The 13,335-nt window shown below is 74.4% G+C and carries 5 protein-coding genes; 4 read left to right on the forward strand and 1 reads right to left on the reverse strand.

The genetic code is table 11. From position 1 onward, the window contains the following. Positions 1-29: 29 nt before the first annotated feature. Positions 30-1,568, reverse strand: a complete 1,539-nt coding sequence (locus RMN57_RS33260; RefSeq protein WP_313767003.1) for an MFS transporter — start codon at positions 1,566-1,568, stop codon at positions 30-32. 365 nt (positions 1,569-1,933) lie between these two features. Between RMN57_RS33260 and RMN57_RS33265 the strand changes: the two genes are divergently transcribed. The 4 genes from RMN57_RS33265 (at position 1,934) to RMN57_RS33280 (ending at position 13,327) form a co-directional block, all read left to right on the forward strand. Then, positions 1,934-4,225 carry an MMPL family transporter gene (locus RMN57_RS33265; RefSeq protein WP_313767004.1) on the forward strand — a complete coding sequence of 764 codons (2,292 nt, stop codon included), beginning with the start codon at positions 1,934-1,936 and terminating at the stop codon, positions 4,223-4,225. A 93-nt stretch (positions 4,226-4,318) separates the two neighbouring features. Continuing rightward, entirely contained in the window at positions 4,319-7,960 is a 3,642-nt protein-coding gene (locus RMN57_RS33270) for an amino acid adenylation domain-containing protein (RefSeq protein ID WP_313767005.1), read from the forward strand. Beyond that, positions 7,957-11,991: an amino acid adenylation domain-containing protein gene (locus RMN57_RS33275; RefSeq protein ID WP_313767006.1), complete on the forward strand. Its 4,035-nt coding sequence runs from the start codon at positions 7,957-7,959 to the stop codon at positions 11,989-11,991. Before RMN57_RS33270 ends, RMN57_RS33275 begins: the two co-directional genes overlap by 4 nt. A 208-nt stretch (positions 11,992-12,199) precedes the next feature. After that, a complete protein-coding gene (locus tag RMN57_RS33280; protein ID WP_313767007.1) occupies positions 12,200-13,327 on the forward strand; it encodes an acyl-CoA dehydrogenase family protein in 1,128 nt (375 codons plus the stop codon). Positions 13,328-13,335 lie beyond the last annotated feature (8 nt).

Here is a 13,335-nt window from a genome sequence, read left to right on the forward strand (position 1 = left end):
CGGAGTCTAAAGACCGATCGCGGTTCCCCTCAGTGGACGTGAACGCCGGCGGGCATCTCGGGCTTGCCCTTGGGGATGACGACCAGCGCGACCACCGCGGCCACCGCCGCCGCGACGGCCAGCGCGGTGTAGGCGCCCGGGAATCCGGCCGAGGTGTGCGCGGCGATCCCGGCGGCGGCGACGGTGGACACCGTGGCCACGCCGACGGTCCCGCCGACCTCGTGGAAGGTGTTGACGACGCCGGAGGCGATCCCGGCCTCGTCGTGGGAGATGAAACCGAGCGCCGTGGTGGTGGCGGAGACGAAGACCGGGATGATGCCGACGGCCCCGACGGCCAGGCCGGCGACGGTTCCCGCGGTGCTGTCGGAGACGGCGAGCACGACGCTGCCGGTCCCCGAGACGAGCAGCCCGGCCGCGGCGACCAGGCGGGTGCCGGCGTGGGCGATCAGGTGCGCGGCGAGGTGCGCGCCGACCGCCGTGGCGACGGCGACGGGCAGCAGCAGCGCGCCGGTGGACAGGGCGGACAGCCCGCGCACGTCCTGGAGGTAGAGCGAGCCGAGGAAGACGAAGCCGAGCAGCAGGCCGGTGGCGACGAGCATCAGGAAGGAGCCGGCGGCGACCGGGCGCTTGGCGAGGATGCGCAGGTCCATCAGGGGCGAGGCGGTCCGGCGCTCGACCAGTGCGAACGCGGTGTAGAGCAGGACGGCGGCGGCCAGCGGCAGCAGGGTGGCGGCCGAGGCCCAGCCCGCGTCGCCCGCCTTGATCAGGCCGTAGATGAGTGAACCGGTGGCCGTGGTGACCAGCACCGCGCCGGGCAGGTCGATCCGGCGGTCGCCGGGGGCGGGGGTCGCGGGGAGCAGCCGGGGGAGCGCGGCGAGCAGGGCGGCGCCGACCGGGACGTTGATGAAGAAGACCCAGCTCCAGCCCGGTCCGGCGGTGAGCACGCCGCCGAGCATGGCGCCGACCGCGAAGCCGATGCCGCCGAGCATCGCCCAGATGCCCAGGGCCTTGTTCCGCTCGGGTCCGTGGAAGGTGCGGGTGATGGTGGCGAGCGCGGCGGGGGAGAGCAGTGCCGCGCCGACGCCCTGCGCGAGCCGGCCGCCGATCAGGACGCCGGCGCTCTCGGCCAGACCGGTCGCCAGCGAGGCGAGGGTGAACACGACCAGGCCGGTGAGCAGGAGGCGCCGGGCGCCGAAGGCGTCGGCCAGGCGGCCGCCGAGCAGCATCAGGCCGCCGAAGCAGAGGGTGTAGGCGGTGACCGCCCAGGTGAGGGTGGCGCGGCTGAGTTCGAGGTCGGCGCCGATGCTGGGCAGTGCCACGTTGATCACGGTCACGTCCACGATCAGCATGAACTGCGAGAGGCAGAGCAGGGTGAGCAGCAGCCAGCGCTTCGGGTGCGCGGGCGGGTGGTCGTGGCCGTGCTCCTGGTCGTGGCCGTGCCCGTGACCGTGGCCACGGCCGTCCTTGTGTTCCTGCCCGTGACCGTGGCCGTCCTTGTGGCCGTGCCCGTGCCCGTGCCCGTGTCCGTGGCGACCGGCGTCGGCGGCCGGGTGGGTGGCGTGCGCCATGAGGCCCTCCTCGTCTCGATATCTCGTACAGCGTGTACGAGATAGGGATACCGCACGAGGGATAAGTTGAACAACTCTGTTTGAGTTAAGGTCTCTCCCCGGAGAGTCCGGCCCGGCGGTCGCGGCGCAGCCCGTACAGGTGCATGCCATGGATTCGACCCTTGACCCTATGCCGCCTAGTAGTTAAGTTGGACAACGTGTTCGACTTCGGGTGCCCCGCTGCGCCCGCTCCACCTGATGCGACGGCATGTCCGCCGTGCAGCAGGGCCCTTGAGGACTCTTCGGTCGCCTGGGCGCATGTCCCGGTCCGGGCCTGAGCAGAGCCGCACCGCCCTCGCGGTGCGGCGTCCTCGTGAAGGAGCTTCGTGAACGTCATCGCCCGACTGGCGGTTGCCAGAAGAGGTCTGATCCTCGCCCTGACCGTGTTCGTCGCCGCCCTGGCGGGCTTCTACGGCGCGGGCGTCCAGCAGCACCTGGCCAACGGCGGGTTCCAGGACCCGGCGTCCGAGTCGATGCAGGTCGACGAGGCGCTGGCCGGGGACTTCGGCACCGGCGCGCCCAACCTGGTGCTGATCGTCTCCGGGCGCGGCGGCAGGGCGCTGGAGGACCCGGAGGTCGTCTCCGCCGCGAACGGCCTGGTCGAGCACATCCGCGGGTTCGAGGGCGTGGTCTCCGCCGACTCCTACTGGAGTGCCGGCCGGCCCGCCTCGCTGCGGGCCAAGGACGGCAACAGCGGGCTGGTGCTGGTCCGGCTCGGCGGGAACGAGGGCGTCTACCAGGCCACGGCCAAACGGATCGTCCCTCAACTCGGCGACGACCGGATCGACCTGAGGGTCACCGGGATCGCGCAGACGTACGTCGAGGTCGAGCGGGTGTCCGCCGATGACCTGCTGCGGGCCGAACTGATCGTCGCACCGATCACGCTCGTCCTGCTGGTGGTGATCTTCGGCAGCCTCGCCGCCGCACTCGTGCCGCTCGCGGTCGGCGGGATCTCCGTGCTCTCCACCACCGCCGTGCTGCAACTGCTCACCGAGGTCACCCCGGTGTCGGTCTTCGCGCTCAACGTCACCACGGCGCTCGGGCTCGGACTCGCCATCGACTACAGCCTCTTCGTGATCAGCAGGTTCCGCGACGAGCTCGCGGCCGGCGCCGAGGTGGCCGCGGCGGTGCGCACCACCGTCCGGACGGCGGGGCTCACCGTGCTCTTCTCCGGCGTCACGGTGGCTCTCTCGCTCGCGGCGCTGCTGGTCTTCCCGATGTACTTCTTCCGCTCGATCGCCTACGGCGGCATCGCCGTCGTGCTGGTCGCGGCGCTGACCTCGGTGGTCGCGCTGCCCGCGCTGCTGGCGGTGCTCGGCCACCGGGTGAACGGCCTGGACGTGTTCGGCAGGTTCCGGCGCCGCGCGCCGAGCGGATTCTGGCAGCGGCTGGCGCTGGGCGTGATGCGGCGCCCCGTCCCGATCGTGACCGTGATCGTCGGTCTGCTCCTGCTGCTGGGCAGCCCGTTCCTGTCCGCGTCGTTCAGCCTCGCGGACGACCGGGTCCTGCCGGCCTCCTCGCCGGCCCGCCAGGCGGCGCAGTACCTGCGGGACAACTACGAGCCGGGGGAGACCAACCCGATCCCGGTCGTCGTGAAGGGGCTGACCGGGGCCGACGCGCAGCGGCTGCTCCCCGGGTACGCGGAACGGCTTTCGGCGGTGCCGGGCGTGCAGCGGGTGGACACCCTCACCGGGTCCTATGCGGCGGGTGGTGCGGTCGCGCCGCCGGCACCGGCCGCCGAGCGCTTCACCGCCGCGGCGGGCAGCCGGCTGTCCGTCGTCTCCACGGTGGAGCCGTACTCGCCCGAGGGGCGTGCCCTGGTGGCGGCGGTCCGGTCCGCCGGCGGGGCGCCCGGCCCGGTGCAGGTCGGCGGTCAGGCCGCGCAACTCGTCGACACCACGCACGCCACCGGCGGGAAACTGCCGTTGGCGCTGGGTCTGATCGCGGTGATGACCTTCGCCCTGCTCTTCCTCTTCACCGGCAGCCTGCTCATCCCGGTGAAGGCGATCGTCCTGAACCTGCTGAGCCTCACCGCCACCTTCGGATCCATGGTCTACGTCTTCCAGGACGGCCATCTGAAATGGCTGGTCGGGGAATTCATCACGACCGGGATGATCGATGCGACAATGCCGGTCCTGATGTTCTGCATCGCGTTCGGCCTGTCCATGGACTACGAGGTGTTCCTGCTTTCCCGGATCCGCGAGGAATTCCTCCGCGGCGGGGACAACACGCAGGCCGTCGCGCTCGGCCTGGAGAAGACCGGGCGGGTGATGACCGCGGGCGCGGTGCTGATCGGAACGGTCTTCGTCACCTTCGCCTCCTCCGGGCTCACCCTGCTCAAACTCCTCGGTGTGGGCCTGGCCTTGGCGGTCGTGGTGGACGCGACGCTGGTCCGCGGCCTGCTGGTGCCCGCCTTCATGCGGCTGGCCGGGCGGGCGAACTGGTGGGCGCCGCCGCCACTGCGCCGACTGCACGACCGGATCGGCCTGCGGGAGTACGCCGACGAGCCCGCCGGCGCATTTCCGCAGACCGCTGCACCCCTCCTGCGCCGGGAATCCGCGAATCCTCCGGAGGAATCCGTCGGCGACGGTCCGGCAACTGTGCGAAGCGCCAAGTAGTTTGACGTCGACCGGGCACTCTTGTAAGGTCCCGGAGGCGAATGCCCCGGGCCTGGAGTCACCGCCCGGGAATCGAATGTGAATACTTCGAAGATGTCGCGACGGGGAGATATCGAAATGCTGCTGGACGTGCTCAGAGAAATGCCCGCCGAGGGAATCGAACTGCGTTTCCCGGCCGGCCCGTCGGCGCCGGAGCTGCCCACCGCGACCCCCGCGGGGCAGCAGCCGGCCGACGGCTCCACCGTCCAGCGGCAGCGTCTCGGTGCGGCGGCCTGGACGGCCGTCCGCACCGAGGCAGAGCTCCGCGGCCTCACCCCGGCGGCCGTCCTGCTCACGGTCGGCGCGGACGTGCTGCGCCAGTGGTCCAAGCGGCCCGACTTCAGCCTCGACCTCGCCCTGCCCGGCCGGGGCGCGGCCCGGACGCTCGCCTTCGACGCGCTCCCCGAGGACTCCTTCGCCGCCCGCGCCGAGCGGCTGCAGCAGCAGCTCGCCCAGGAGCCGGCCGGCGACGCGCCCACCGAGCAGGACCCCGCCCGATGTTGTCCCGGCTACTGCGCCGTCGAGGAGGAGGGCGGACTCGCCCTCACCTGGACCGCCCCGGACGGGCTGCTGCCCGAGGGCCTGATCGCGGACCTCGCCGCCGTCACCGCCGACGCCCTGGAGCGGCTGGCGGCCGGGGCGGCGGCCTGGGACACCCGGGCCCGGCTCACCGCACTTCCCGCCTGGCAGCGCGCGGAGCGTGAGAGCGCCAACAACACCGCGGCCGACCTGCCCGCCACCACCCTCTGCCGGCTCGTCGAGACCCGGGCCGCCGAACGCCCGGACGCCGTCGCCGTCATCGCCGAGGACGGCCGCCTCAGCTACCGCGAGGTGGTGGCCGACGCCCGGCGCCTCGCCCGCCGCCTCACCGACCTCGGCGCCACCCCCGGCACCCTCGTCGGCGTCGTCGTCGACAAGGGCCGCGCCCAGGTGCCCGCCGTCCTCGGCGTCACCCTCTCCGGCGCCGCCTACCTGCCGGTCGACCCGGCCTGGCCGGCCGCCCGCCGGGCCCAGGTCCTGGAGCAGGGCGGCGTGCGGATCGTCGTCACCACCCCGCGCCTGCGCGACGCGGCGGAGTGGCCCGCCGGCCTCACCGTGGTCACGCCTGACGACGCCGAGGTGCGCGGGGCGAGCGCCGAACCCCTCGCCACCGCGCCCGCCCCGGAGGACCTGGCGTACGTCATCTTCACCTCCGGTTCCACCGGGCAGCCCAAGGGCGTGGTGATCGACCACCGCGGGGCGGCCAACACCGTCCAGGACATCAACCTGCGCTTCGGCATCGGCCCGGCGGACCGCGTCCTCGCGCTCTCCTCGCTCAGCTTCGACCTCTCGGTGTACGACGTCTTCGGCACCCTCGCCGCCGGCGCCGCCGTGGTGATGCCCGCCCCCGGCCGTGCCCACGACCCGGAGCACTGGAGCGCGCTCGTCGCCGAACACGGCGTCACCGTCTGGAACTCCGTCCCCGCGCTGATGCGCCTCTGGCTGGACAACCCGGCCGGCGCCCCCTCCGGCGCCGCCTCCACCGTCCGGGTGGTCATGCTCAGCGGCGACTGGATACCCGTCCCGCTGCCGGACGCGATCCGCGCCGCCCACCCCGGCGCCCGGGTGATCAGCCTCGGCGGCGCCACCGAGGCGTCCATTTGGTCCATCTCCTTCCCGATCGGCGAGGTGCCCCCGCACTGGAGCCGCATCCCCTACGGCAAGCCGCTCGCCAACCAGACGATGCACGTGCTCGACCACCGGCTCGACCCCTGCCCGGTCTGGACGACCGGCGAGATCCACATCGGCGGCATCGGCGTCGCCAAGGGCTACTGGGCCGACGAGGCCCGGACGGCCGCGCGCTTCGTCGACCACCCCGTGACCGGCGAACGCCTCTACCGCACCGGCGACCTCGGCCGCTACCTGCCCGGCGGCGACATCGAGTTCCTCGGCCGCGACGACACCCAGGTCAAGCTCAACGGCTACCGGATCGAGCTCGACGAGATCGCCGCGGTGCTGCGCCGCCGGCCCGGGGTCGGCGAGGCCATCATCACCGTCGACACCAACCCCGCCACCGACCGCCGCCAGCTCGTCGCCCACCTGCTGCCCGAGGACGCCGCCGAGGCGGTGCCGGCCCAGGACACCGACGCCGTCCACGCCCGGGTGCTGGCGGCCGGCCGGGCCGAGGTACAGCGCGCCGCCGCCGAACTCGCCCCCGCCATCGCCGACTTCCGCGACCTCTGGCACCGGCTGGAGGCACTGGCCCCCACCGTGATGGCGCGCAACCTGGCCCGGCTCGGCGCCCTCACCACCGCGGGCGGGAGCGCCACGGCCGACACGATCGTCGCCGCCGGCGGCGTACGCCCGCTCTACCGCGGGCTGATCCACCAGTGGCTGGCCGTCCTCGCCGCCGAACGGGTGCTCACCGCCACCGGGACGCCCGGCGAGTACCGCACCGAGCAGCCCCTCGACGCGGACGCCCTGGACACCGAGATCAAGGCCGCTCTCGGCGCCCTCACCGCCACCGGCACCGACCGCGTCCTGCTGGACTACTTCACCGCCTGCATCGACCAGCAGGTCGCGATGCTCCAGGGGCAGGTCCGACCGCTCCAGCTGCTCCTGCCCGACGGGGACTGGAAGGTCACCCGGGCGCTGTACGCGGGCAACCCGGCCGCCCGGCTGCAGAACCTGGTCGCCGCGGCGGCGGTCCGCTCCTTCGTCGACCAGGCCCCGGCCGAGCGCACGGTCCGGATCCTCGAAGTCGGCGCCGGCACCGGCGCGACCTGCGACCAGGTGCTGCCCGCCCTGCCCGCCGACCGGGTCCACTACCGCTTCACCGACGTCTCGACCGCCTTCACCGCGTCCGCCCGGCAGCGCTACGCCGACGCCTACCCCTTCGTCGACTACGGGCTGTTCGACATCGACGGGGACCCGGCCGCGCACGGGCTCGCCCCCGGCTGCGCCGACCTCGTCATCGGCGCCAACGTCCTGCACGACGCCAAGGACCTCGGCCGGACCCTGCGCAGCGTCCGCGGCCTGCTCGCCCCCGGCGGACTGCTGGTGCTGATCGAAGGAACCGTCAACTCCCCGCTGAACATGGTCAGCTTCGCCTTCCTCGAAGGCTTCGGGAACTACCAGGACCAGCGGGAGGCCACCCTGCTGTCCGTGCCCGAGTGGCAGGAGCAGCTGACGGCCGCCGGTTTCACCCGGGCCGCCTCCGCCCCGGAGGGCGCCCCGGCCGTGGACGCCCTGGTCCAGCACGTGCTGATCGCCGCCGCCCCCGCGGGCCGCGCGGCGCTCGACACCGCCGCCCTGCACCGGGAGCTCGGCGAGCTGCTGCCGGACTACATGCTCCCGCACCACTACCTCGTCCTCGACGAGCTGCCGCTGAGCGCCAACGGCAAGGTCGACCGCTCCGCCCTGCCCTCGCCGTGGCGCGAGACCGCGCCCGAGGAGCGGGAATCCCCGCAGTCGGCGCTGGAGCAGCGGCTGTTCGAGATCTGGAGCGAGGCGCTGGGCCGGAACGACTTCGGCGTGGCGGACAACTTCTTCGACCTCGGCGGCGACTCGCTGCACGCCGTGCGCATCATCGGCCGGCTGCGCGCCGAGCTCGGCCTCACCCAGTCGGGCGACGAGGCCGTCGACATGCTGTTCCAGGCGCCGACGATCGCCGAACTCGCCGCGGTGCTGGCCGACCGGCCGGAGGCCGCCCGGTGACCGCCCACGACCCCTTCCCCCTGACGCCGCTGCAGGAGGCCTACCTCGTCGGCAGCTCCCGGCTGGTCGAGCTCGGGGGCTTCAGACCCGCCTACTACGTCGAGCTCGACCTGGTCAACGCCGACCTGGCCCGGGCCGAGCGGGCACTCCGGCAGCTGGTGCGCCGGCACGCCCACCTGCGCACCGTGGTCGACGAGGGCGGCACCCAGCGGGTGCTCCCGGAGGAGGAGACCCCGCCGGTCAGCCTCGCGGTGACCGACCTCGGCGGCCTCGACGAGGACGCCCGCCGGGAAGCGCTCGCCCGGACCAGGGAGACCATGTGCCGCGAGGGCGTGGCCCCCACCGGGTGGCCGCTCTTCGAGATCACGGTGAACCGGCTGCGTCCGCGCCGCGTCCGGGTGCACCTGGCGATGAGCCTGCTGCTGCTCGACGGCCGGGGCATCCGCCAGGTCATGGACGAGTGGCGGGCCCTGTACCACGACCCCGCCGCCGAGCTGCCCGAGCCCGGAGCCAGCTACCGCGACTGCCGGCTGGAGCTGCTCGCGAACGAGGACACGCCCGGCTACCGGGACCAGTGGCGGTACTGGGAGCAGCGGCTCGACGACCTGCCGGACGCCCCCCGGCTGCCGCTGGCCGTCCAGCCGGCCGCGATCGCCGAGGTGCGGTTCACCCGCCGCACCCACCGGCTCACCCGTGAGCAGTGGCAGCGGCTCTCCGCCGCCTTCCGCCACCACCGGGTGCTGCCGACCACCGCGCTCTGCCACGTGTTCGCCGAGGTGCTCGGCGCCTGGGCCGAGGCGCCGCACTTCAGCCTGAACCTGCTGCACCAGAACTGGGCCACCACCCGGCCGCACATGGCGGGCGTGCTCGGCCAGTTCGGCGCGACCCTCCCGCTGGAGGTGGACCTGCGCCGGTCCGACGACTTCTGGGAGCGCGCCCGGCTGCTGCAGCGCCGCATCTGGCAGGACCTCCAGAACGCCGACGTGGCCGGGGTGCGGATCACCCGCGAACTGGCCGCCCGCCGCGGCTGGACCTCCCGCGCCGCCCTGCCGTACGTCTTCACCAGCATGCTGAAGGCCGGCGGCGCGACCGCTCCGACTCCGGTGGACGGCCGGGACCGGCTGGCCTGCCGCGAGGTGGCCAGCGATCTGCGCACCCCCCAGGTGCTGGTGGACAATCAGCTCCACGACGGGCCGGACGGCGGCGTCGACTGCGTGTGGGACGTGGTCGACGAATCCTTCCCGCCGGGCCTGCCCGAGCTGATGTTCCAGGCGTACGGGCGGATGCTGGACGAGCTGGCCGGGCCCGCCGGGGCCGCGGCCCGGCCGGACCCGGTCCCGGCCGCCCACCGGGCCAGGATCGCCGAGCTGAACGCGCCCGCCGGGCCCGCGCCCGCCGAGCGGCTGGAGGACGGCTTCCTGCGGCAGGCCGCCCGCCGCCCGGGCGTCATCGCGGTGCTGTCCGCCGACCGGGTGCTGAGCTACGGCGAGCTGGAGGCCCGCTCGCGCGCCGTCGCCTGCCGGCTCGGCGCCCAGGGCGTCGGCCGGGGCGAGGTCGTCCCCGTCGTCATGACCAAGGGCTGGGAGCAGGTCGTCGCCGTCCTCGGGGTGCTGCGGGCCGGTGCGGCCTACTGCCCGGTCGACGCCGACCTGCCGGACGAGCGGATCGCCCGGCTGCTCGACGGCTGCTCCGCGCGGGTCGCCCTGGTGCAGTCCGCGGCCGAGGAGCGGATCGGCGCGCTCGGCACCCGTCCGCTGCTGGCCGTCGACCGGGCGGAGCCCGACGCCGGGCGGACCTGCGCCCGGGTGGGCGACCCGGCCGACCTCGCCTACGTCATCCACACCTCCGGCTCGACCGGGCAGCCCAAGGGCGTGATGGTCGACCACGCGGCGGCCGTCAACACGGTCGCGGACATCAACCGGCGGGTCGGACTCACGGCCGACGACCGGGTGTTCGGGATCTCCTCGCTCAGCTTCGACCTCTCCGTCTGGGACGTCTTCGGCACGCTCGCCGCGGGCGCCGCGCTGGTGCTCCCGGCGGCGAGCCGCCGCCCCGACCCGCTGGGCTGGGCCGGGGCCGCCGTCCGGCACGGCGCGACGGTGTGGAACTCGGTGCCCGCCCTGGCCCAGATGCTGGCCGAGGTCGTCGGGCAGCGGCCGGAGGCCGGCGTCCCGCCGGTCCGGGCGTTCCTGATGAGCGGGGACTGGATCCCGGTCGACCTGCCGGACCGGCTGCGCTCGACCTGGCCCGCGGCCCGGGTGATCGCGATGGGCGGTGCGACCGAGGCCGCCATCTGGTCGAACATCCACGAGATCGACCGGACCGACCCCGCCTGGCGCAGCGTCCCCTACGGCGTCCCGCTGACCAACCAGACCATGACGGTGCTCGACCACCGGATGGAGCCCCGCCCGCCGTGGGCGGTCGGCCGGATCCACATCGGCGGCGCGGGCCTCGCCCGCGGCTACTGGCAGGACGCCGCGCGCACCGAGGAGCGGTTCGTCCGGCACCCGCGGACGGACGAGCGGCTGTACACCACCGGTGACCTCGGCTGCTACTGGCCGGACGGCACCATCGAGTTCCTCGGCCGGGAGGACCGCCAGCTCAAGATCCAGGGCTTCCGGGTGGAGCCCGGCGAGGTCGAGGCGGCGATCCGGGAGCTCCCGGCGGTGCGGGACTGCGCGGTCGGCGGCGAGGCCGCCGCGGGCGGGCAGCGGCGCCTGGTGGCGCTGGTGGTCCCGCGCGAGGGCGCGCCGCTGTCGCGGCGGACCCTGCTCGACCACCTGCGCCCGCGCCTGCCGCACTACCTGGTGCCCGCGCGGATCGAGCTGCTGGAGCGGCTGCCGCTGACGTCCAACGGCAAGGTGGACGTGGCCGGCGCGCTGGCCGGCCTCGCCGTGCCCGAGGCCGGCCCGGCCGAGGCGGCCGGCGCCGAGCGGGGGGACGCCGAGCGGGAGGGCGCCGAGCGGGAGGGCGCCGAGCGTGAGGGCGGTTCCGGGCTGACCGGGCGTCTGCAGGCGATCTGGGCCGAGCTGCTCGAACTGCCGGCGGTCGAGCCGGACGGCGACTTCTTCGCGCTCGGCGGCAACTCGCTGCTCGCGCTGCGGCTGATCAACCGGATCCGGACCGACCTGGGCGTCGAGCTCCGGTTCGGCCAGGTCTTCGAGGCGCCGACGGTGCGGGCGCTGGCCGGGCGGATCGCGGCGCGGGAGCGCACGGCCGGCTGCCGCGTCACGCTGGCCGGCGGGTCGGCCGTACCGGACGGCGGGGCCCCGGAGCTGTTCCTGTTCCACCCGGTGGGCGGTTCGGTGAGCAGCTACCCGGCGCTGGCCCGCGCCTGGGCCGGTCCGGTCCACGCCTTCCAGAGCCGGGCGCTGGCCGGGGGCGACTCCACCGCCCCGGACACCGATCTGGTGGCGATGGCCACGGCCTACCGCGAGGAGCTGCAGCAGGTGGCGCCCGAGGGGCCGTACCTGCTGGGCGGCTGGTCGATGGGCGGCGTGCTCGCCCACGAGGTCGGCCGGCAGCTGGCCGAGCGCGGGCACCGGGCCAGGGTCTTCATGATCGACAGCGACCTCACCGAGGTCCGGCCGACCGGCACCGAGGCCGACGCCCACCTGGAGTTCCTCACCGACCTGGCGGGCGGACACCTGCCGGCCGCGGTGCGGGCGGGCGTCCTGGACGCCCCGGCGGGCACCCGTACCCGGGCCGCGGCGCGGCTGGCGGCCGACCACGGCTGGCTGCCGGAGGGCACCGACGAGCGGCAGTACGACCTGCTGATGCGGGTCCACGCGCAGAACCTGGCGGCCCTCTCCGCCTACCGGCCGGAGAAGTCCGACGTGCCCACGCTCCTGCTGGTGGCCGGCGCCGTGGACCGGGCCGACCCGGTGCCGGCCTGGCGCGACCTCTGCCCCGGCCTCGACGCCGAGGTCTGGCCGGAGGACCACTACTCGATCGTCGCCGGCGACCGGCCCGCGGCGATCGCCGAGCGGGTCGCGGCCTGGGCGGCCGACCCGCGGCCCACCGGGCGGTAGCCGGCCGCCGGGGTGGTGGGTCGGCGCGGGGCCGACGCGCGCGGGCCCGGCGGTGCGCACCGGCCCGCGCGCCCCGAGGGCGCGACACCGCCACGTCCACCGGCAGGGCCGGACCCGCCCTCAGCACGTTCAGCACCTTCGGATCCACCCTTCGAGATCCACCTTCGAGATCCACCTTCACACGCACAGGCAACGGGGGAGTTCGACCATGCGGTTCCTGGAGACCGAGCGCCAGACGCTCGAAAAGTTCATGCCGGGCCTGGACGGCCAACTGGCCGCCGTCCCGCTCGCCGAGCTGGAACGGCCCGGCAACCCCGCCCTCGCCCTCTTCAAGGCGTCGGGCGGACCCAACCTGCTGATCCCCGCCGACCAGGGCGGCGCCGGCGCCACCGCCCTGGAGGCGACCCGGGTCATGCGGGCGATCGGAACGCGCTCGCCCTCGCTCGGCGTCGCCTCGACCATGCACCACTTCTCGGTGGCCAGCCTCGCCGAGGCCAGCCTCGGCGACGGCTTCGAGTGGATGCTGCTGGAGGGCATCGCCGCCGGGAACCTGCTGCTCGCCTCCGGCTTCGCCGAGGGCCGCACCGGGGCGTCCATCCTCGCCCCCAACCTGCGCGGCGAGTGGCGCGACGGCAACCTCGTCGTGACGGGCGCCAAGAAGCCCTGCTCGCTGTCCCGTTCGATGGACCTGCTCACCGCCTCGGTCGCGGTCACCGACGAGGGCGGCCGCGAGCGGATGGCCGTCGTCGTCATCCCCTCGGACAGCCCCGGCCTGGAGATCAGGCCGTTCTGGAGCAACTTCGTGCTGGCCGGCGCGGAGAGCGACGAGGTCGTCCTCAAGGACGTCGAGGTGCCCAAGCGCCTCGTCGTCATGACCGACAGCACCGACCACCAGCGGCCCGACCAGCTGCAGACCAGCGGGTTCATCTGGTTCGAACTGCTCGTCACCGCCTCCTACCTGGGCGCGGCCTGCGCCCTGGTCGAGCAGGTGCTGGCGGCCGGCCGGGCCGACGCCGTCGAGCGCGCCGCCCTCGTCATCGAGGCCGAGTCCGCGATGGCGATGCTGGAGGGGGTCGCCCGCGCCAAGGACGCCGGCGAGCAGGGCGAGGAGATGCTCGCCGAGGTGCTCTGCGTCCGCTACGCCGTGCAGGACGCCATCGGCCGCATCAACCGCCGCGCCGTCGAGCTGCTCGGCGGGATGGCCTACATCGGATCGAGTGACGCGGCCTACCTCTCGGCCGCCTGCGCGGGCCTGATGTTCCACCCGCCGTCCCGCACCCACATGTCCGAGCAGCTGTGCGAGCACTTCGCCGGCCGCCCGCTGCGCGTCGGCTGAGAGAGCGG

It is taken from the genome of Kitasatospora sp. CM 4170, from assembly GCF_032110285.1.
Taxonomy (GTDB): Bacteria; Actinomycetota; Actinomycetes; order Streptomycetales; family Streptomycetaceae; genus Kitasatospora; species Kitasatospora aburaviensis.